The organism is Actinocatenispora comari (assembly GCF_017312725.1).
Lineage (GTDB): Bacteria > Actinomycetota > Actinomycetes > Mycobacteriales > Micromonosporaceae > Actinocatenispora > Actinocatenispora comari.
Window position 1 is genome coordinate 41,539 of sequence record NZ_BOPO01000053.1, and the last position, 19,986, is coordinate 61,524.

Genomic DNA, 19,986 nt, shown 5'->3' on the forward strand with positions numbered 1-19,986 from the left:
GTGCCGGGGCCCACTTGGAGGCGACTTGGAGCGCACCGTGACCCGAGCCACGCCCGTGACCTGCGCTGTTGCTGCAGCCTGCGGCTACGCTGACCGGCGAGATGATCTCGCTTGGGGTGCTCGGGCCGTGCACGGCCGAGGTGAACGGCCTGTCGGTTCCGCTGGGCGGCCAACGGCAGCGTGCGGTGCTCGCTCTGCTGGTGGCGGCGCGCGGCGAGGTCCTGCCGGTCGACCGGATGATCGAGGATCTGTGGTCCGGGGAGCCGCCGGCGAAGGCGGTCGCCTCGCTGCAGAGCTACGTGTCGAACCTGCGGAAGCTGCTCGAACCGGGGCGGGCGCCGCGCACCCCGGCCCGGCTGCTGGTCAGCGCGCCTCCCGGGTACGCGCTGCGGTTACCCGTCGAGGCGGTGGACGCCTGGCGGTTCGAGCGGCTGGTCCGCGACGCGCGGGACCGCGCAGCCGACCGGCCGAGCGCGGCGCGGATGCTGGTGGACGAGGCGGTCGCCCTGTGGCGCGGCCCGGCCTTCGCCGAGTTCGTCGACGAGTCGTGGGCCCGCACGCCGGTACGGGAGCTGACCGAGTTGCGGCACACCGCCCGCGAGCTGCGGGTGAACTGCGCGCTGCGGGCCGGCGACGCGGCCAGCGCGATCGCCGAGGCCGAACTGCTCACCACCGAGGCGCCGCTGCGGGAGGAGGGCTGGCGGCTGCTCGTCCTGGCACTGTGGGGCGGCGGGCGTCAGGCCGACGCGCTGCACACGGTCCGCCGGGCCCGGGCGATGCTCGCCGAGGAACTCGGGCTCGATCCGGGGCCCGCGCTGGCCGAGGTGGAGTCGGCGATCCTCGCGCAGCGGGTCGAGCTGTTGCCGGCCACGACGTCCCCGGAGCCGGTGTCCGCGCCGCCTGGCGGGGCCGCGCCGGCCGACCCGGCGGTGTTCGTGGGACGCGACGCCGAACTGGCGGAGCTCACCCGGGCCGCCGAGACCGCCGCCAGCGGCAACGGCCGGGTGGCGCTGGTGACCGGGGAGGCCGGGGTCGGCAAGTCGGAGCTGCTCGCCCGGCTGGCACCGGCACTGACCGCCGCGGGCTGGCTGGTGGCGTCGGGACGGTGCGTGGCCGACGAGGCCCCGCCGGCATGGCCGTGGGGCGAGGCGTTGACCCAGGTGGCGAGGACCGAGCCGGTACCGGCAGCCGCGGCCACCGCGCTGGCACCGGTGTTGACCCCGGACGCCGATGCGCTTCCCGTGGGCAGTACCGCGGGCCGGTTCCGGCTGCACCGCGCGGTGGTCGACTGGCTCGCCGCGGCGGCACGACGCAGGCCGGTCGCGCTGCTGCTCGACGATCTGCACTGGGCCGACGACGAGACGCTCGGACTGCTGAGGGTGGCGGTTGCCGGGCTCGCGGAGTCGCGGGTCCTGGTGGTCGGGGCGTTGCGGCCGCACGACGGCGGTGGCCGGCTGGCCGAGGCGCTCGCCGATCTCGCCCGGCGCTCGCCGCTGCGGGTGGCGCTGGCCGGTCTGCCCGAGGCCGCGGTGGCGACGATCGTCGAGGCGGGAAGCCGCTTCCCGGTGGCCCCGGCGACCGTGGCGGCCCTGACCGAACGTACCGGCGGAAATCCCTTCTACGTCAAGGAAAGCGTCCGGCTGCTCAACAGCGAGGGTGCGCTGGTGGCGGTGTCGGAGGTGCCGGAAGGCGTGCGCGACGTGCTGCGGCGCCGGCTGGCCCGGCTGCCCGAGGCGGTCGTGGCGGTACTGCGGCTGGCCGCGGTCGCCGGTCGGGAGTCCGAGGTCGAGGTGCTCGTCGAGGCGGCGGACACCGACGAGGCGGGGGTGCTCGACGCCCTGGAGGCGGGTCTGATCGCGGGGATGCTCGACGAACCGGCGGCCGGCCGGGTGCGGTTCGTGCACTCCCTGGTTCGCGAGACCATGCTCGCCGACCTCAGCGGGTTGCGGGCGCGCCGGATGCACGCCAGGATCGCGGCGGCGATCGAGCGGGTCACCCCCGGTGACGTGCCGGCGCTCGCCCACCACTACGCCGGTGCCGCCGCCAGCGCCACCGCGGCCAAGGCCGTCGAGTACTGCGTCCGGGCGGCGGAGCGGTCCGAGCGAGGCTACGCGTACGACACCGCCTGCGCCCTGCTGGACAGCGCGCTGGCGAACATCGAGCGGCTGCCCGACAGCGACCGGCGGTCCGACGAGCGGGCGGCCGTGTACGGCCGGTTGCTGCGGGCGCAGATCCGGGCCGGCGCGGTCGGCGCGGCGCGGGCGACGCGGCAGCGCGCGATCGAGGACGCCGAGGCGGCCGGGCGCGAGGACCTCGTCGTCGCCGCCTTCACCGCGTGGACCGAGCCGACCCCGTGGCAGACCCGGCCGTACGCGACCTCGGACGAGCCGACGATCGCGCTGCTCACCCGGCTGCTGCACCACCCCGGCCCCGACCTGGCCCCGGCGGTACGCGGCCGGCTGCTCGACGCCTACGCCGTGGAACGGGCCGACAACGGCAATCCCGACGCCCGGGCGGCCGCCGAACATGCCGTGGCGCTGGCCGAGGAGTGCGGCGACGACGGGCTCCGCGCGCAGACCCTGGCCACCCTCTCCCGCGAGCTGGACGCCGACCTGGAGTGGCCGCAGAAGGCGGCACTGGGCGTCGAGCTCGTCCGGTTGGGCGAGACCCGGGAACTGCCCAGCTACCAGTGCTTCGGCCGCATCGTGCAGGCACGGGCGGCCGCCGCTGCCGACGACCCGGACACCGCGCTTCGGCTGGTGCGCGAGAACCTCGACCTTGCCCGGATGTACCGGCTGCCCGAACTGATCGACGTCGGCGAGATCGCCCTGGCCATGTTCGCCTACGTCCGCGGTGACTTCGACGACGCCAGGCGGCGCTACGCCGACGTCGGCCAGCGGATGGTCCGGCAGGGCTCGCCGCACGGCGCGGCCTACCAGCACGTGGCCGAGGCGTTGATGCGACTCGACGAGGGACGGATCGACGAGTTCGCCGCGGCGGTCGAGCGGCTGCACGCGGACTCCGGCCTGCTCGGGGACCTGCACGCCGTCGCGCTGGCCAGGACCGGCCGCATCGAGCAGGCCCGGCAGGTGTGGGGGTGGGGCGAACCGATCCGGCGGGACTGCTTCTTCACGCTGTTCGCGACGTTCCGGGCGCTGGCGGCCATCGCCCTGGGCGACCGGGAGAGCGCTTCGGCGATCTACCCGACGTTGCTCGCCTACCGCGCCACTCCGCTGGGCGGCGTGTCCAGCCTCTCGCTGGCGACCCGCCCGGTCAACCAGACACTGGGCGAGCTGGCCCGGTTCCTCGGCGACGACGAGGCGGCGGCGATCCACTTCGCCGAGGCGTCGGCGACCGTCACCCGGTGGCACGCGCCGCACTGGGCAGCCGCGCTGCCCACCGGCTGACCCTCCGGCCGTTGCCGAAGCTAAGCGTGCGGCACTCGCCGCAACCGCCGGTCGGCGGCTACGAGTCGTCGTCGGCGGCGGCGCGCAGCCGTTCCCGCTGCGGTACCACGGTGTACTTCGGGTCCTCCGCCGAGGCGACGCCGCCGTGGAAGATGCCGAGGCGGGTACACAGCGACGCGGCGAGCAGCGCGGCACCGGAGGCGGCGCTGGCCAGCCGGCTGCGCCGGCCCAGCACGGCACCGAGCGCACCGGCGACCGACAGGGCGGTACCGGCCTTGATCAGCCGGCCGGCCCGGCCGCTGCCGTACGGCTCGGCGGTCAGGCCCATCCGGTGTCGCATCCGCTCGAACGCGAGCAGCTCGCCGCCGGCACCCGCGACGGCCAGCACCCGCGCCGGTGCCGACTCGGCGGTGGGGGCGAACAGGCCGAGCCCGCCGGCCGCGGCGGCGCTGGACGCGGTGAACACGAACGGCAGCTCGCGATGCGCGTCGTGCCAGGCCGGTACGGCGGTGTTGGCGATCAGCGCGCCGGTGTAGGCGGACACCGCCGGGCCGAGGACCGCGGCGCCGGTGCCGGCGAGGCTACCCAGCCAGCGGAACCGCCCGGTCAGCGCCGACGCCGCGGCCACCCCCGCAAGCGGAACGAACGGGCCGAGCACCCAGGTACCCACGCTCATCGGTGAGGTGGGTTTGAGCACCCGCAGCATGTTGAGGAACCGGTCCGGTCGGCCCAGGTCGTGGATGAGCGCGGCGAACGACACCAGCCCGGCGCCGGCCGCACCGGTCGCGCTGATCCGGGCCAGCCGCGGCCGGCCGGTGAGTCGGGCACCGGCCGCGATGACCGCGCTGGCGCCGGCGAGGCCGCCGAAGAACAGGTAGCCGCCGACGTCGGCGGCCGCCCAGACCGGCGGGTTCAGGATCGGTTTGCCGTAGTACGAACCGAACTCGGCGCGCGGCACCATCGGTTGCTCGCCGCCGCGCCGCCGGCGGCGGGGCGCCCGGTCGGACGGCGCGTCGGGACTGCGATGGTTCATCGGCTCCTCCGGGTGGTGACGAAGGCGGCGACCGCGGCGGCGGCCAGCGCACCGGCGGCGAGTCCGACCCGGCGCCACATGGACGGCAGGTCCCGGGTGGTGACGATCGGATCGGGCGGCAGTCCGTAGGTTTCCGGCTCGTCCAGCAGCAGGAAGAACGCCCCGTCGCCGCCGACCCCGTCGGTCGGATCCCGGCCGTACAGGCGTGCGTCGTCGACGCCGGCGTCGTGCAGCGTGGCCAGCCGCGCGTCGGCGCGCTCGCGCAGCTCGTCCAGCGGACCGTACTGGATGGAGTCGGTGGGGCAGGCCTTGGCGCAGGCGGGCTCCATCCCGGCGCCGAGCCGGTCGTAGCACATCGTGCACTTCCAGGCGCGGCCGTCGTCCTTGCGCTGGTCGATCACCCCGTACGGGCAGGCCGGGATGCAGTAGCCGCACCCGTTGCAGATGTCCTCCTGCACCACCACGGTGCCGAACTCGGTCCGGAACAGCGACCCGGTCGGGCACACGTCCAGGCAGGCCGCCTCGGTGCAGTGCTTGCACACGTCGGAGGCCATCAGCCAGCGCAGCTCGGTCCGCCCGTCCGGCTGCGGCGGCCGGTCGGTGGGTGGTGAGGTCGGGGTCATGGGCGCCTGTTCCGGCGGAGTGCCGGAACCCTGCTCGGCGAGGGCCAGTACGTCGACGTCGTCGTGGCTGACCCCGGTGCGCGCGCTGCCGAGGGGCCGGCGCTGCTCGATGAACGCGACGTGCCGCCAGTTGTCGGCGCCCAGCCCGCCGGTGTTGTCGTACGACATGCCGGTCAGGTCCAGCGCGTCCGCCGGCACCGCGTTCCACTCCTTGCAGGCCACCTCGCAGGCCTTGCAGCCGATGCAGACGCTGGTGTCGGTGAAGAACCCCATCCGCGGCGGATGCTCGCCGTACCCGACGGCGCCGGCAGGGTCGGCGGAGCCGACAGAGCCGACAGAGCCGGCCGGGTCGGCGGAGCCGGCCGGATCGTTGGGGTGGTGGGAGAAGAGAGTCATGTCAGATCTCCGTCCCGGTCTCTGCCGTGATGCCGGCCCGCCGCTGGTACTCGTGCAGCAGGGCCAGGCGCGCCGGACCGCGCGGCCGCCGGCCGGCCCGGATGTCGCAGGCGAGCGCCTTGCTCTCCTGGATGTGCGTGTTGGGATCCAACGACATCGAGGTGAGCTCGTTCGCCGCGTCGCCCGTGCTGTAGCCGGTCGGCCCCCAGTGGTACGGCAGGCCGATCTGGTGCATCGTGCGGCCGGCGACCGTCAGCGGCGTGAGCCGGTCGGTGACCAGTACCCGCGCCTCGATCACGCCGCGGGCGCTGACGATGGTGGCCCAGCCGAGCTGTTCCAGACCGCGTTCGGCGGCGAGTTCGGGGGACACCTCGCAGAAGAACTCCGGTTGCAGTTCCGCCAGGTACGGCAGCGAACGGCTCATCCCGCCGGCGGTGTGGTGCTCGGTCAGCCGGTACGTGGTCGCCACGTACGGGAAGACGCCGGCGCCGGGTTCGCTGCCGCTGGGCTGCATCCGGTTCGCCGGGTGCCGTAGCGGCAGGACCTCCCGGGCCGGGTTGCGTTGCTGGCCGTAGAGCGGGTTGTCGAACGGGGAGTCCTGCGGTTCGTAGTGGGTCGGCAGCGGCCCGTCGGTCAGCCCGGCCGGGACGAACAGCCACGCCTTCCCGTCGTCCTGCATGATGAACGGGTCGGTGCCGGACAGCGCCTGCGGGCCCCGGGCGTCGTCGTCCGGCCGGTAGTCGGGCGCCTTGGTCGGCGGGAAGTCGGGCACGTCGTGCCCGGTCCACTTCTGCTCGTCGGCGTCCCACCAGACCAGCGCCTTGCGCTCGCTCCACGGCCGGCCGTCCGGATCGGCGGCGGCCCGGTTGTACAGGATGCGCCGGTTGGCCGGCCAGGCCCAGCCCCACTCTGGCGCCACCCAGCTCTGCTCCCGGCCCGGCTTGCGGCGAGCGGCCTGGTTGACGCCGTCGGCGCGCACCCCGCAGTAGATCCAGCAGCCGCACCGGGTCGAGCCGTCGTCCTTCAGCTGCTCGTAGCTGCTCAGCGGGTTGCCGTCGGCGTCGCTGCCGTTGATCTCGGCCAGTACCGCCTCGGCGGACGGCTCCTCGATCGCGCCCTCGGTGGGGTAGCTCCAGGTGAGGTCGAGGATCGGCCGGTCCCGGTCGTCGGTCGAGCCGGCCAGCTTGGCTCGGATCCGCCGCCCCAGGTGGTACATGAACCACAGGTCGCTGCGCGCCTCGCCGGGCGGTTTCACCGCCTCGTGGTGCCACTGGAGCATCCGCTGGGTGTTGGTGAAGCTGCCGTTCTTCTCCGTGTGCGCGGCGGCCGGCAGGAAGAACACCTCGGTCTTGAGGTCCGCCGTGGTCATCTCGCCAGTCTCGATCTCCGGGCCGTTCTGCCACCAGGTGGCGCTCTCGATCATGGTCAGGTCGCGGACCACCAGCCAGTCGAGGTTCGCCATGCCCAGCCGCTGCATCTTCGCGTTGCCGGAGCCGACCGCGGGGTTCTCCCCAAGCAGGAAGTACCCGACGCACTCGCCGGCGAGCTGCCGCTGCACGGTGTCGTAGGTGCTGTGACTGCCGGTCAGCCGGGGCAGGTAGTCGAAGCAGTAGTCGTTGTCGGCGGTCGCGGCGTCTCCCCACCACGACCTGAGCAGGCTCGTGGTGTAGGCGCCGATGTTGGCCCAGTAGCCCTTCTCGGTGCCCTCCGCGGCGAGGAACGCGGCGAGATCCTGGTCGGGATGCGCGTACGGCATGGGTATGTAGCCGGGCAGCAGGTTGAACAGGGTCGGAATGTCCGTCGAGCCCTGGATCGAGGCATGCCCGCGCAGCGCCAGGATGCCGCCGCCGGGCCGGCCGATGTTGCCCAGCAACGCCTGCAGGATCGCCGCGGTCCGGATGTACTGCACGCCCACGGTGTGCTGGGTCCAGCCGACCGCGTAGCAGAACGCGCTGGTGCGGTCGCGGCCGGAGTTGCGGGTCAGCTCGTCGCACACCCGCGCGAACAGCTCCGGTGGCACTCCGCAGGACTGCTCGACCATCTCCGGGGTGTACCGCTGGAAGTGGCGTTTGAGGATCTGGAAGACGCAGCGCGGGTGCTGCAGCGTCGGGTCGGTACGGGCGGTGCCCGACCGGGCGCCACCGGAGCCGTGTGCCTCACCGCGCCCGGCGGTGCGCACCGCGCGGTCCTCGTACTCCATGTCGCGCTGCGCCGCGGCGGCCTGCACCTCCCGGCCCTCGTACTGCCAGGTGTGGAAGTCGTACTGGCGGTTCTCCGCATCGAAGCCGGAGAACAGGCCGTCCAGATCCTCGGGGTCGCGGTAGTCGTCGGACACGATCGACGCCGCGTTGGTGTAGGCCACCACGTAGTCGCGGAAGTACTTGTCCTGCGACAGCACGTGGTTGACGATCGCGCCGAGAAACACGATGTCACTGCCGGCGCGCAGCGGCACGTGCAGGTCGGCCATCGCGCTGGTGCGGGTGAACCGCGGGTCGACGTGGATGATCGTCGCGCCGCGCGCCTTCGCCTCCATCACCCACTGGAACCCGACCGGATGGCACTCGGCCATGTTGGAGCCCTGGATCAGGATGCAGTCGGAGTTCTGCAGGTCCTGCTGGAAGGTCGTCGCGCCGCCGCGACCGAACGAGGTTCCCAGACTGGGAACGGTGGAGGAGTGTCAAACGCGCGCCTGGTTCTCGATCTGCACCGCACCGAGTGCGGTGAACAGCTTCTTGATCAGGTAGTTCTCCTCGTTGTCCAGGGTCGCGCCGCCGAGGCTGGCGAAGCCCATGGTGCGCCGGGTGCGCGCGCCGCCCTGCTCGTCCTGCCAGTGGTCGCGCCGGGCCGCGATCACCCGGTCGGCGATCATGTCCATCGCGGTGTCGAGATCGAGGTGCTCCCAGTGGTCGGAGTGCGGCCGGCGGTAGAGCACCTGCTGCACCCGACTCGACCCGGTGGTCAGCTGCAGCGACGCGGAACCCTTGGGGCACAGGCGTCCCCGGCTGACCGGGGAGTCCGGATCGCCCTCGATCTGGGTGACCGCCCCGTTGCGCACGTAGACGTCCTGGCCGCAGCCGACCGCGCAGTACGGGCAGATCGACTTGACGACCTCGTCGGCGGTCTCGGTGCGCGGGGTCAACGTCTCGCTGGTGCGGCTCTTCGCCGCGGCGCCGCGGCCGGTGCGATCGGCGCCTAGCGCCTGCCGGTACACCGGCCAGCCCTCGATCCAGGTCCGGACCCCCACGCCGTCACCTCCACCCGCAGCCGTTCGCCGACCGCGCCGGCGCGGTCGGCCCCGGGTCCCGGTACCCGGTGCCGGCGGCGGCAAACCTTTCCCGGTGCCGCTTTCGCCCGCGGTGCTCACGTGTTGCCGGCGGTGAGCGTGGCGAAGCGCTGCACCAGCGTCTGGCAGAAGGGCGTCAGGTCGTCCGGTTTGCGGCTGCTGATCAGCAGGTTCGGTCCGTCCTCGCACACCACCACCGGCTCGTCGACCCAGTGCCCGCCCGCGTTGACGATGTCGGTTCGTACGCTCGGCCACGAGGTCAGGGTGCGGCCGCGGACCCGGTCGGCCTCGACGATCGTCCACGGGCCGTGGCAGATCACCGCGACCGGCTTGCCGGCGGCGAAGAACGCGTCCACGAACGCCACCGCACCCGGATCCGTGCGCAGGAAGTCCGGGTTCGCCACCCCACCCGGCAGGACCAGCGCGTTGTACTCGTCCGCCGAGGTCTGCGCCACCGTCACGTCGACGTCCCGGGTCTCGCCCCGGTCCAGGTGCTCGAACAGCTGCGCCTTGCCGTCCGCGGTGGACACCAGCCGGGGCGTACCGCCGGCGTCGGTCACCGCCTGCCACGGCTCGGTGAGCTCGACCTGCTCGGTGCCTTCCGGCGCGATCAGGAACGCCACCGTTCGGCCGGACAACTCCCCACTCATCGTCGCCACCCCTCTTCGTCTCGGTCCTCACCGGCCGCGTACCCATCCAGCGCGGCCTAACCACCCGGATGCCGGGGCGAGGAACCGCGACACCCGGACGGGTACCGGGTCGCGGGCGCCGCCGCGGATGCCCGGACGTGTACCCGGCGCCCGACGGGGTACGCCGGTGGAGGACGGATAACCGTGCGGTTGGGGGCGTCATGGCGCAGAAGGTCGCTGATTACCTGTTGGAACGACTCCGCGACTGGGGTGTGGAGCGGGTCTTCAGCTATGCCGGTGACGGCATCAACGGGTTGCTCGCGGCGTGGGCGCGGGCCGACGACGATCCGAAGTTCATCCAGGCCCGGCACGAGGAACTGGCCGCGTTCGAGGCCTGCGGGTACGCCAAGTTCTCCGGCAAGGTGGGCGTGTGCGCGGCGACGTCCGGGCCCGGTGCGATCCACCTGTTGAACGGGCTGTACGACGCGAAGCTGGACCACGCCCCGGTGGTGGCGATCGTGGGGCAGACCAACCGCAGCGCCATGGGCGGCTCGTACCAGCAGGAAGTCGACCTGATGGCGCTGTTCAAGGACGTGGCGTCCGACTACGTCCAGATGGTCACGGTGCCCGAGCAGCTGCCCAACGTGCTGGACCGGGCGATGCGGGTGGCGATGTCGCGGCGCACGGTCACGGCGCTGATCATCCCGGGCGACGTGCAGGAACTCGACTACTCGCCGCCGACGCACGCCTTCAAGATGGTGCCGTCCAGCATCGGAATGGCCGCCGGAACCCCGATGCCCGCCGAGGACGACATCCGTCGCGCGGCGGACGTGCTCAACGCCGGGGAGAAGGTGGCGATCCTGGTCGGTCAGGGCGCGGCCGGCGCCGTGGCCGAGGTCGAGCAGGCCGCCGACGTGCTCGGCGCCGGCGTGGCGAAGGCGTTGATCGGCAAGGACGTGCTGCCCGACGACCTGCCGTACGTGACGGGCGCGATCGGGTTGCTCGGCACCCGGCCCAGCTACGAGATGATGATGGGCTGCGACACGCTGCTCACCGTCGGCTCCAGCTTCCCGTACACCCAGTTCATGCCGGAACTCGATCAGGCGCGCGGGGTGCAGATCGAGATCGACCCGACCATGATCGGCATGCGCTACCCGTACGAGGTCAACCTGGTCGGGGACGCGGCGGCCACGCTGCGGGCGCTGATCCCGTTGCTGCAGCGCAAGCAGAAGCGCGACTGGCGCGAGGAGATCGAGTCGAACGTGACCCGGTGGTGGGAGGTGATGGACCGCCGCGCCGCGGTCGACGCCGACCCGATCAACCCGGAGTACGTGTTCCACGCGCTGTCGCCGTTGCTGCCGGAGGACGCGATGATCACCTCCGACTCCGGCTCGGCGGCCAACTGGTACGCGAGGCACCTGAAGATCCGCGGCCGGATGCGCGGCTCGCTGTCCGGCAACCTCGCCACCATGTGCCCGGGCATGCCGTACGCGGTCGGCGCCAAGTTCGCGCACCCCGACCGGCCGGCGTTCGCGCTGGTCGGCGACGGCGCCATGCAGATGAACGGGATCAACGAACTGCTCACCGCCGCGATGTACTACCAGGAGTGGGATGATCCGCGGCTGATCGTCGGCGTGCTCAACAACGGCGACCTCAACCAGGTCACCTGGGAGATGCGGGCGATGGCCGGCTCGCCCCAGTTCGAGCCGTCGCAGAAGCTACCGCAGTTCCCGTACGCGGCGTACGCCAGCCTGATCGGGCTGACCGGCATCGAGGTCACCAAGCCCGATCAGGTCACCGGCGCGTGGGAGCAGGCGCTCGCCGCCGACCGGCCGTGCCTGATCGAGTTCGTCACCGACCCCTCCGTACCGCCGATCCCGCCGCACGCGAGCTGGGACCAGATGGAGAAGGCCGCCGAGGCGATCGTCAAGGGCGACCCGGAACGCTGGAGCGTGCTCAAGGAGGGCGTCAAGTCGAAGATGCAGGAGATGCTGCCGGGCGACTCGCAGGGCCGGAAACACCAGTGACCCGGCCGGACGTCACGGTCGACGCCGTGGATGCGGCCGCCTTCACGGTGCCGACCGGGACACCCGAGGCCGACGGCACCCTGTCCTGGGACTCGACCACCCTGGTGACCGTGACGGTACGGGCCGGGCCGGTCACCGGGTTCGGCTACACCTACGCCGACGCCGCCTGCGTCCCGCTGATCCGCGGCAAGCTCGCCGACGCGGCGGTCGGCGTGGACGCGCGGGACGTGCCGTACGGGTGGGGGAGGATGCAGCGGGCGATCCGCAACCTGGGCCGGCCCGGGCTCGCGTCCTGCGCACTGTCCGCTGTGGACACCGCGTGGTGGGACGCCGCGGCGCAGCTCGCCGACCTGCCGCTGACCCGGCTGCTCGGCCTGGCCCGCACCGAGGTGCCGGTGTACGGCTCGGGCGGGTTCACCAGCTACGACGACCGGCAGCTCACCGATCAGCTCACCGGCTGGCTGTCCCGGGGAATGCGGCGGGTGAAGATCAAGATCGGCGAGTCCTGGGGCAGCCGGGTCGAGCGGGATCTCGCTCGGGTCGCCCTGACCCGCGAGACGGTCGGCCCCGACGTCGAGCTCTACGTCGACGCGAACGGCGGCTACGCTGTCGGACAGGCGATCCGGGTCGGGCGGCGACTGTCCGAATGGGACGTACGGTGGTTCGAGGAGCCGGTGTCGTCCGACGATCTGGCTGGCCTGCGCCGGATCAGCGATCTGGTCGAGCCGGACGTCGCGGCCGGGGAGTACGGCTACGACCTGGTGTACTTCGCCCGGATGGTGGATGTGGTCGACTGCCTGCAGGCCGACGCCACCCGTTGCGGCGGCTACACCGAATGGCTGCGGATCGCGGCGGTCGCCGCCGCGCACAACCGGCAGCTGTCCGGGCACTGCGCACCGAGCCTGACCGTGCCGGTCGCCGCCGCCACCCCGAACTTCCGGCACCTGGAATGGTTCGCCGACCACGACCGGATCGAGCGGATGCTGTTCGACGGCGTACCCGATCCGTCCGGCGGGGCCGCCCACCCGGACCTCTCCAGCCCGGGTCACGGCCTGCGCCTGCGCGAGGCGGACGCCGAACCCTACCGGGTCGCCTGAGCCGCGCTGACGTGGTGGGCCCGCCCGCATCCGGTCGATGCGGGCGGGCCCGCGTCGGTCAGAAGGCTCCGACGCCGTTGGGGGTGCCGAGGCCGGTCGGGCCGTCCCAGCCGCCCCGCGCGGTGCACCACTGGCTGGTGCCGCACGACCCGTTCGAACCGCTCGTCACGTCGAACAGCGACGAGGCGTGCGCGTACGGGTAGTTGTTGTCGATGCTGCCGGCGTTACCGGCCAGGCCGTACACGGCGCCGATGACCGGAGCCGCGACGCTGGTGCCGCCGAACACCATCCAGCCCGAGTAGCCCTGGTAGGCGGTGCTGTCGTAGACGGCGACACCGGTGTTGGGGTCGGCCACCGCGGACACGTCCGCGACCGCCCGCTTGGCGCAACCGGTACCGACGCCGGACTGGCCGGACAGCGCCGTGTTGTACGCCGAGCAGCCGGAACCCGCGCCGCTCCACGCGGACTCCGACCAGCCCCGCGAGCTCGAGTCGGCGCGCAGCGAGGTACCGCCGACCGCGGTGACGTAGTGCGAGGAGGCCGGGTACTCCACGCCGTAGCCGGCGTCGCCCGAGCTGACGGTGATCGCGACGCCCGGGTGGTTGTAATACTGGCCGTAGTTGGCGTCGGAGGCGTCCGAGCCGCCGTAGCTGTTGCTGATCACGTCCGCGCCCATCGTGGCGGCGCGGTTGACCGCCGCACCGAGGTTCGCGAACGAGCTGCTCTTCGCCTCCACCAGCAGGATGTGGCAGTTCGGGCAGACCGCCGAGACCATGTCGAGGTCCAGCGAGATCTCCTGCGCCCAGCCGCCGTCCTTGCGCGGGTAGTTGGTGCCGCCGTTCTGGTCGACCTTGCGGAAGCAGCCGTTGGCGGTCGTGCACGCCGGCAGGCCGTACTGGCTGCGGTAGACGGACAGGTCCTGCTCGGCGGTCGGCGCGTCGTACGCGTCGACGATCGCCACGGTCTGCCCGCTGCCGGCGCTGCCGGACGGCAGCTTGTAGGCCGACTGCAGATCCGCCGGGCCGTACCCGGACGGCGTCGCCGCGGCCTTGCGCACGGCGGCGTTGCTGCGGTGCACGTCGGTACGCATCTCGGCCAGACAGTGCGCGTGGCCGGCGGTGGCGGTGGCGCAGGAGTGCATCGTGCGCGCGCTCGTGCCGGCCTGTGCCGGTGCGGCCATCGCGGCGCCGGACATGGTCACCAGCCCCGCCGCTGCGATGACCGCAACTCCCGCGGTACGCAGGCGTGAACCCATGGGGAACCTCCTTGAGGGGTGAGAGGGGTCCCGGTCGGAGGCCCCGGCGGGGAGGGCGGTTGCCCTCTCGCCGGGACCTCGTCGGACAAGGCGGAGCGTAGCGATCAGACAGGCCGGGCGGAAGCCTCAATTCCGGATGTAACGACCATGACCGCGCAAGCGAACTCATGGGGTCGTTTCGTGCCGCGCCAGGCCTTGCCATGGCGGCCGGCGCCGCCGGGCGCCGGCGCCGGGTTCGCTCAGCGACGGCGGCGCAGGGTTCGCTCAGCGGCGGTGGCGCAGGGTTCGCTCAGCGGTGGTGGCGCCGGGTTCGCTCAGCGACGGTGGCGCAGGGTGCGGATGCTGCCGCGGATCAGCGGTACGGCGGTGAGTGCCGCACCGGTGAGCAGGCCGGCTGCGACCGCCGTGGCCGCCCGACCGTCCCGTGTGGACGGTGCCGGTCGGGGTGCCGCGGCCTGTTCCGGACGGTTGACCGGGGCGTGCCCGGACAGCCCCATCGCCAGCGCCTCGGCCAGGTGCATGGCCCGGCGGCCGGTACCCGCCTCCTCGATCTGGGTGCGGCAGCTGAACCCGTCCGCGAGGATCAGCGCGTCCGGCGCCGCATCGCGCACCGCGGGTAGCAGTACCCGTTCCGCGCAGGCCATCGACACGTCGTGGTGGCCGCGTTCGAAGCCGAAGTTGCCGGCCAGCCCGCAGCAGCCGGAGTCGAGGAAGTCGGCGTCGACGTCGGCGCGGCGCAGCAGCTCACCGTCCGGGTCGCTGCCGAGTACCGCGTGCTGGTGGCAGTGCGTCTGCACCAGCGCCCGCCGGGCCAGCTGCGGCGGCCGCCAGTCGTCCGGCGCGTACCGCAGCAGCGCCTCGGAGAACGTGGACACCTGGCCGGACAGCCGTTCGATGTCCTCGTCACCGTCCAGCAGCTCCGGCGCATCGGAGCGGAACACCGCCGTACAGGAGGGCTCCAGCCCGATGATCGGGGTGCCGGCCGACAGCCACGGCCGCAGCGCCGCGACGGTGCGTCGCAGGACCTTCTTCGCCGTCTTGAGCTGCCCGGTGGAGATCCAGGTCAGCCCGCAGCACACCGGCTGCTGCGGTACCGCGACGTGCAGTCCGGCCGCCTCCAGCACCTGCACGGCGGCCCGCGCCACGTGCGGGTGGAAGTGGTTGCTGAACGTGTCCGGCCACAGCACGACGGTGCGCGGATCGTGCGGGTCCGGCTCCGGCCGCCGCTGGGCCCGCCACCAGTCGACGAACGGCCGCGCCGCGAACGGCGGCGCGTCGCGTTCGGCGGCGACACCGGCGATCCGCTTGCCGAGCGCCGACACCACCGGCGCCCGCAGCGCGGCGTTCGCCAGCCGCGGCGCCGGCCGTACCAGCTGCGCCCACAGCGGCAGCCAGCCGAGCGCGTAGTGCGCGGTGGGCCGCAGCCGGTGCGCGTAGTGGTGCGACAGGAACTCCGCCTTGTAGGTGGCCATGTCCACCCCGACCGGGCAGTCGCTCTTGCAGCCCTTGCAGGCCAGGCACAGATCCAGCGCGTCGCGTACCTCGGTGGAGCGCCAGCCGTCCTTGACGGCCGAGTCGTCGTGCCCGTTCATCATCTCGAACAGCAACCGGGCCCGGCCGCGGGTGGAGTGCTCCTCCTCGCCGGTCGCCCGGTACGAGGGGCACATCACGTCGCCGGTGTGCGAGCGGCAGTTGCCGATACCGACGCAGCGCATCACCGCGCTGGTGAAGCTGTGGTCGTCGTGCGGGTAGCCGAACTCGGTGTCGAACGTGCCCGGATGCCAGTCGGCGCCCAGCCGCAACTGACCGTCCACCGGGTTCGGACTCACCACCTTGCCGGGGTTCATCCGGTTGTCCGGGTCGAACAGCCGCTTCAGTTCGCCGAACGCCTCGACCAGCCGCGGACCGAACATGATGGTCAGCAGCTCGCCGCGGGCCTGCCCGTCGCCGTGCTCACCGGACAGCGACCCGCCGTACGAGACGACCAGCCGCGCCGCGCGGTGCACGAACTCGCGGAACGCGGCGACCCCGTCGGCGGTCTTGAGCCCGAACGGGATCCGGGTGTGCACGCAGCCCTGCCCGAAGTGCCCGTACAGCGCGGGATGGTCGTAGCCGAACTCGTCGAACAGCGCCTTCAGGTCGCGCAGGTAGTCGCCGAGCTTGTCCGGCGGCACCGCGGAGTCCTCCCAGCCCTCCCAGGTCTCGCGGTCGTCCGGCGGCCGGGCGGTGACGCCGAGACCGGCCTCGCGCGCCTTCAGCATCTCCTGCTCGCGGACCGTGTCGTCGGACAGCGCCACCCGTTCGTCGTCGGGGGAGCGGCCGAGCGCGGACAGCAGCTCGTCCGCCTTGCGGTCGGCGTCGTCCTTGTCGTCGCCGAAGAACTGGATCAGCAGCCAGCTGTTGCCGGCAGGCAACTGGTCCAGCGAGTCCAGGTAGGCGTGCTCCTCGCGCATCAGCTGCGCCATCCGGTCGTCGATCGCCTCCAGCTGCGAGGGTTCGCTGTGCGCGAGAATCGCCGGTACGTCGTCGGCCGCGGCGCAGATGTCGTCGTAGCCCAGCACCAGGATCGCGTCCGCGGCCTCCACCGGCACCAGCTCGATCTCGGCGCGCAGCACCGCGCACAGCGTGCCCTCGCTGCCCACCAGCGCCCGCGCCGGGTTCGGCCCGAACTCGGGCAGCAGCGAGTCGAGGTTGTAGCCGGACACCCGGCGCGGGATGTCCGGGTAGCCGGACCGGATGTCCTCCGCGTAGCGTTCCGCGATCTCGCGCAGGCCGCGGTGGATCTCGGCGCGCCGGTCGCCCGCGGCGAGGATCTGCTCGTACTCCTCGTCGGTGGTGGGGCCGATCCAGAACCGGGCGCCGTCCGGGGTGCAGATCTCCAGCCGGCGCACGCTGTCCACCGTCTTGCCGTACGCCTGGGCCGAGGCGCCGCACGAGTTGTTGCCGATCATCCCGCCCAGCGCGCAGTGGCTGTGCGTGGACGGCTTCGGCCCGAACTTCAGGCCGTGCTCGGACAGCTGCCGGTTCAGCTCGTCCAGCACGATGCCCGGCTCCACCACGCAGGTGCGCTGCTTCGGGTCCACCGACACCAGCCGGTGACAGTACTTGGTCCAGTCGATGATCACCGCGACGTTGGTGCACTGGCCGCCCAGGCTGGTACCGCCGCCGCGGGACAGCACCGGCGCGCCGAACTCCGCGCACACCCGCATCGTCTCGACACCGTCGTCGACCGAGCGCGGCAGTACCACCCCGATGGGCACCTGGCGGTAGTTCGAGCCGTCGGTGGCGTACGTGCCGCGGGTGCCGGCGTCGAACCGGACCTCGCCGTCGACCCGGTCACGCAGCGCTGTCGCGAGACCTCTCACGTCGAGGTCGGCCAGATCGGCCGGTGTCAGTTCGCGTACCGGACCTGTCACGTCGCTCATCACCCTTCGCTGGTCGCCCGGTCGGTCGTGGCTTTCCCGCTGGCCTATGGCCAACCGGGTTACCGGCCTCGGCGTAGCTGTCGGGCCGCGACCGCGCCGCCCAGGGCGACGGCGGTGGCCGCGGTCGTGGCCAGTACCCCGTGGTGGCGCGACAGCCACGGTTGCGGGTCGCGGCTCTTCGCCTCCTCGTCGAACCGGCCGTGTGCGCCGAAGTCGTGCCCGGACCGGCTGTCCGCCGGTTGCCATAGGTTCTCCGGTGCGTCGGCGGGTTGGCGCTGCTCGGTCTGCTGCCCGGAGAACGCGCTGCGGGCCAGGTAGCGGTCCAGCAGCCCGGGCACGACCGCGTTGAGCAGCAACGTGACCGCGGTGCTGGTGCCCACCCAGTACTCCCGTCGGTGCGGGTGGTCGGCGGCGTGCACGACCGCGTGGGCCGCGACCTCCGGCTGGTAGATCGGGGGGACCGGCTGGGCCCGGTGCGGCAGCCGGGATCGCACCCAGCTGAACTGCGGGGTGTTGAGTCCGGGCAGCTGCACCATCGTCACCCGTACGTTGCTGCCCTCGTGCAGCAGTTCGCAGCGCAGCGACTCGTGGAACCCCTGCACCGCGTGCTTGGCCCCGCAGTACGCGGACTGCAGCGGGATCCCGCGGTAGGCCAGTGCGGACCCGACATGCACGATCGTGCCGCGGTCGCGTGGCTTCATGTGCCGCAGCGCGGCCATCGTGCCGTACACGAAGCCGAGGTAGTCGACCTCGGTGACGCGCCGGTACTCCGCCGGCTCGATCCGGTCGAACGGCGCGAACACCGTCGTCATGGCCACGTTGATCCAGACGTCGATCGGTCCCAGCTCGCGCTCGACCCGGTCGGCGGCGGCCGCCACCTGCTCGGCGTCAGACACGTCGGTCGGCAGTACCAGCGGGGTACCGCCGGCCTGGCGCACCTCGTCCGCGGCGGAGGCGAGCCCCTTCTCCCCGCGGGCGAGCAGCGCGATCCGGTCCTGCCGGCGCGCGAACTCCCGCACCACCGCCCGGCCGACCCCTCCGCTGGCACCGGTGACCACGACGACCTGCGGCATCCGTCCCCTCCCGCTCGCTCGGCTGTGGAGGGACCTACCCAGCCAGCGGCGAGATATGCCAGTGAACAGCCTGCCGGTCCAGCCCGCGCCGTCCGGTGTCCGCCGGTTCGCGGCGCCCGCTGGCGTTCGTCGCCGATCGCCGGAGCCGGTCTTCGACCGTTGCGCACGGTGGCCGACGCCCTGGCGCGTTAGTTCGACGCCACGTCGGGTATCCGAACCGATTGCACCCGAGGACTGGAGGGACGTCATGCAGACCGTAGCGGAACTGATGGCGGCGCGACCGGTGACGGTCGGCCCCGACGAGTCGGTCGTCACCGCCGCGCAGCGGATGCGCGACGCGGACATCGGCAACGTGGTGGTGACCGACGGGCAGCGCATCGACGGCATCCTGACCGACCGGGACATCGTCGTGCGCGCGGTGGCCGGCGGCGGCGACCTGTCCCGGACCAGGGCCAGTTCGCTGTGCAGCAGCGAGGTGTGCACGATCCGGCCGCAGGAGTCGGTCCAGCGCGCCGTGGAGCTGATGCGCGAACACTCGGTGCGACGGCTGCCGGTGGTGGCCGACGGTGCCGTGGTTGGCGTGTTGTCGCTGGGGGACCTCGCGATCGAACGAGACGAGCGGTCCGCGCTGGCCGACATCAGCGCCGCCACGCCGAACCAGTGACCGGCATCGGACCCGGCACGCACGAGGTCGGGTCCGCATCCGACGGCGGCAACGGGCGCTACGAGCCGAGCTGGTCGAGTCGTTGCTTGGCGGCGTCGTAGCCGAGGTGCAGGAAGTCCGACCCGGCCACGGCGGTGAAGGTGGTGGCCACCAGCCGGGTCAGCCGGGGCGCGAAGACCATCCCCGCCGTCAACCCGGTGGCCACCCAGACCGCCGCGCAGAACGGGCACACCAGCAGCTCGCCGACCGCGTGCCCGGTGCCCGACGCCCGGACCTCCTCGTTCAGCTCGCCCTCGCCCGCCGGCTCCTGGTACTGCGTGAACGGCGCCCGCAGTGGGCTGGTCACGGCGTCCTTGGCGAGCAGCCGGCTGAGCTTGTGGGTGGCGGTGGTCAGCAGGAACACGTCCGACATCGCCAGCCGGGGCGCCTGCCGGCCGGTGAGGCGCGCGAGCGCGGTGGCGGCGGCGGCCGTACCGGAATAGATCGCCAGGACGGTGAGATAGCCGTACAGCGGCCGGGACGAGCCCTGCCCGTACCGTTCCGCGAGCCGGTCGATCGCACGGCGTGCCGGGTTGGTCATGGTCGTTCCCTTCGTCGAGAGCGGAGGTTCACCGGTCGGAGCGCCGGTCGTCGCCACCCTCGGACCGCTCGCCGGTGGCGCGCCGATCCGGCATCACGGCGCTGTGCGGCGGGTACGGACCGCCCCGCCAGACGAACCAGCCGACACTCACCCCGACGAACAGCGCCGCCAGGACGATGCCGATCACCCACTGGAACGTCCCGTGCGACGACTGGGCGCCGAGCAGGACACCGAGCTCGCCACCGACCAGACCGGCGACGGCGCAACAGATCGCCTGCCGTACGGTCGGGCGCGGGCCGATCAGCCGCCCGGCGAGGCCGAGCACGATGCCGATGACGGCGACCCCGATGCTGCTGCTGAGTTCCATCACAACCGTCCATCGTGGACTGTCCCGGCGGTACCGTCACCGGTGGCGCTGCCCGGCCTGGCGTGGCGGCGTGTGCCGGGTGGCCGGCGCGAACACGCGCCGGGCGGGATGCGGTACCGGATCCGGG

The 19,986-nt window shown here is 72.7% G+C and carries 13 protein-coding genes; 4 read left to right on the plus strand and 9 right to left on the minus strand.

The genetic code is table 11. The features are described 5' to 3' along the window. Positions 1 to 101 precede the first annotated feature (101 nt). On the plus strand, positions 102 to 3,407 hold the full coding sequence (locus NUM_RS15215) for a BTAD domain-containing putative transcriptional regulator (protein WP_207125497.1): 3,306 nt from the start codon (positions 102 to 104) through the stop codon (positions 3,405 to 3,407). Between the two features lie 58 nt (positions 3,408 to 3,465). Here NUM_RS15215 and nrfD read toward each other — a convergent pair whose 3' ends face one another. From nrfD to NUM_RS15235, 4 genes are all read right to left on the minus strand, one after another. Then, positions 3,466 to 4,440 (minus strand): NrfD/PsrC family molybdoenzyme membrane anchor subunit, encoded by a 975-nt coding sequence (nrfD, locus tag NUM_RS15220; protein ID WP_225918592.1) that lies wholly within the window; start codon positions 4,438 to 4,440, stop codon positions 3,466 to 3,468. Continuing rightward, positions 4,437 to 5,336, minus strand: coding sequence for a 4Fe-4S dicluster domain-containing protein (locus NUM_RS15225; protein WP_308440576.1), 900 nt, complete (start codon positions 5,334 to 5,336; stop codon positions 4,437 to 4,439). The genes nrfD and NUM_RS15225 overlap by 4 nt, the downstream gene beginning before the upstream one ends. A 124-nt stretch (positions 5,337 to 5,460) precedes the next feature. After that, positions 5,461 to 8,703, minus strand: a complete 3,243-nt coding sequence (fdh, locus tag NUM_RS15230; protein WP_207125499.1) for a formate dehydrogenase — start codon at positions 8,701 to 8,703, stop codon at positions 5,461 to 5,463. A gap of 116 nt (positions 8,704 to 8,819) precedes the next feature. Beyond that, positions 8,820 to 9,392 carry a type 1 glutamine amidotransferase domain-containing protein gene (locus NUM_RS15235; protein ID WP_207125500.1) on the minus strand — a complete coding sequence of 191 codons (573 nt, stop codon included), beginning with the start codon at positions 9,390 to 9,392 and terminating at the stop codon, positions 8,820 to 8,822. A 200-nt stretch (positions 9,393 to 9,592) separates the two neighbouring features. On the opposite strand from NUM_RS15235, the gene NUM_RS15240 reads away from it, so the two are divergent. Then, the gene (locus tag NUM_RS15240) at positions 9,593 to 11,398 is read left to right on the plus strand and encodes a thiamine pyrophosphate-requiring protein (RefSeq protein ID WP_207125501.1); all 1,806 of its coding nucleotides are present in this window, start codon (positions 9,593 to 9,595) and stop codon (positions 11,396 to 11,398) included. Positions 11,399 to 11,424: 26 nt separating this feature from the next. Next, positions 11,425 to 12,495, plus strand: coding sequence for an enolase C-terminal domain-like protein (locus tag NUM_RS15245; protein ID WP_225918594.1), 1,071 nt, complete (start codon positions 11,425 to 11,427; stop codon positions 12,493 to 12,495). A gap of 58 nt (positions 12,496 to 12,553) precedes the next feature. Here NUM_RS15245 and NUM_RS15250 read toward each other — a convergent pair whose 3' ends face one another. The 3 genes from NUM_RS15250 to NUM_RS15260 form a co-directional block, all read right to left on the minus strand. Further along, positions 12,554 to 13,750, minus strand: coding sequence for a S53 family peptidase (locus NUM_RS15250; protein WP_207125503.1), 1,197 nt, complete (start codon positions 13,748 to 13,750; stop codon positions 12,554 to 12,556). A 314-nt stretch (positions 13,751 to 14,064) separates the two neighbouring features. After that, a complete protein-coding gene (locus NUM_RS15255) occupies positions 14,065 to 17,175 on the minus strand; it encodes an FAD-binding and (Fe-S)-binding domain-containing protein (protein ID WP_207125504.1) in 3,111 nt (1,036 codons plus the stop codon). Positions 17,176 to 17,234: 59 nt separating this feature from the next. Continuing rightward, on the minus strand, positions 17,235 to 18,248 hold the full coding sequence (locus tag NUM_RS15260) for an SDR family oxidoreductase (RefSeq protein WP_207125505.1): 1,014 nt from the start codon (positions 18,246 to 18,248) through the stop codon (positions 17,235 to 17,237). A gap of 247 nt (positions 18,249 to 18,495) precedes the next feature. Here NUM_RS15260 and NUM_RS15265 point away from each other — a divergent pair, with 247 nt between their 5' ends. After that, entirely contained in the window at positions 18,496 to 18,912 is a 417-nt protein-coding gene (locus tag NUM_RS15265) for a CBS domain-containing protein (RefSeq protein WP_207125506.1), read from the plus strand. A gap of 58 nt (positions 18,913 to 18,970) precedes the next feature. Here the strand turns inward: NUM_RS15265 and NUM_RS15270 are convergent, their stop codons facing one another. Then, positions 18,971 to 19,492 (minus strand): DUF1360 domain-containing protein, encoded by a 522-nt coding sequence (locus tag NUM_RS15270; protein ID WP_207125507.1) that lies wholly within the window; start codon positions 19,490 to 19,492, stop codon positions 18,971 to 18,973. Between the two features lie 28 nt (positions 19,493 to 19,520). Then, entirely contained in the window at positions 19,521 to 19,859 is a 339-nt protein-coding gene (locus NUM_RS15275; protein WP_207125508.1) for a hypothetical protein, read from the minus strand. Positions 19,860 to 19,986: the final 127 nt, after the last annotated feature.

Excerpts from the sequence above, each read along its gene's own strand:
- NUM_RS15235 (WP_207125500.1), bottom strand. The coding sequence starts at position 9,392 with ATGAGTGGGGAGTTGTCCGGCCGAACGGTGGCGTTCCTGATCGCGCCG.
- NUM_RS15265 (WP_207125506.1), top strand. The coding sequence starts at position 18,496 with ATGCAGACCGTAGCGGAACTGATGGCGGCGCGACCGGTGACGGTCGGC.
- nrfD (WP_225918592.1), bottom strand. The coding sequence starts at position 4,440 with ATGAACCATCGCAGTCCCGACGCGCCGTCCGACCGGGCGCCCCGCCGC.
- NUM_RS15215 (WP_207125497.1), top strand. The coding sequence starts at position 102 with ATGATCTCGCTTGGGGTGCTCGGGCCGTGCACGGCCGAGGTGAACGGC.
- NUM_RS15260 (WP_207125505.1), bottom strand. The coding sequence starts at position 18,248 with ATGCCGCAGGTCGTCGTGGTCACCGGTGCCAGCGGAGGGGTCGGCCGG.
- NUM_RS15270 (WP_207125507.1), bottom strand. The coding sequence starts at position 19,492 with ATGACCAACCCGGCACGCCGTGCGATCGACCGGCTCGCGGAACGGTAC.
- NUM_RS15225 (WP_308440576.1), bottom strand. The coding sequence starts at position 5,336 with ATGGGGTTCTTCACCGACACCAGCGTCTGCATCGGCTGCAAGGCCTGC.
- NUM_RS15275 (WP_207125508.1), bottom strand. The coding sequence starts at position 19,859 with ATGGAACTCAGCAGCAGCATCGGGGTCGCCGTCATCGGCATCGTGCTC.
- NUM_RS15250 (WP_207125503.1), bottom strand. The coding sequence starts at position 13,750 with ATGGGTTCACGCCTGCGTACCGCGGGAGTTGCGGTCATCGCAGCGGCG.
- NUM_RS15255 (WP_207125504.1), bottom strand. The coding sequence starts at position 17,175 with ATGAGCGACGTGACAGGTCCGGTACGCGAACTGACACCGGCCGATCTG.
- NUM_RS15240 (WP_207125501.1), top strand. The coding sequence starts at position 9,593 with ATGGCGCAGAAGGTCGCTGATTACCTGTTGGAACGACTCCGCGACTGG.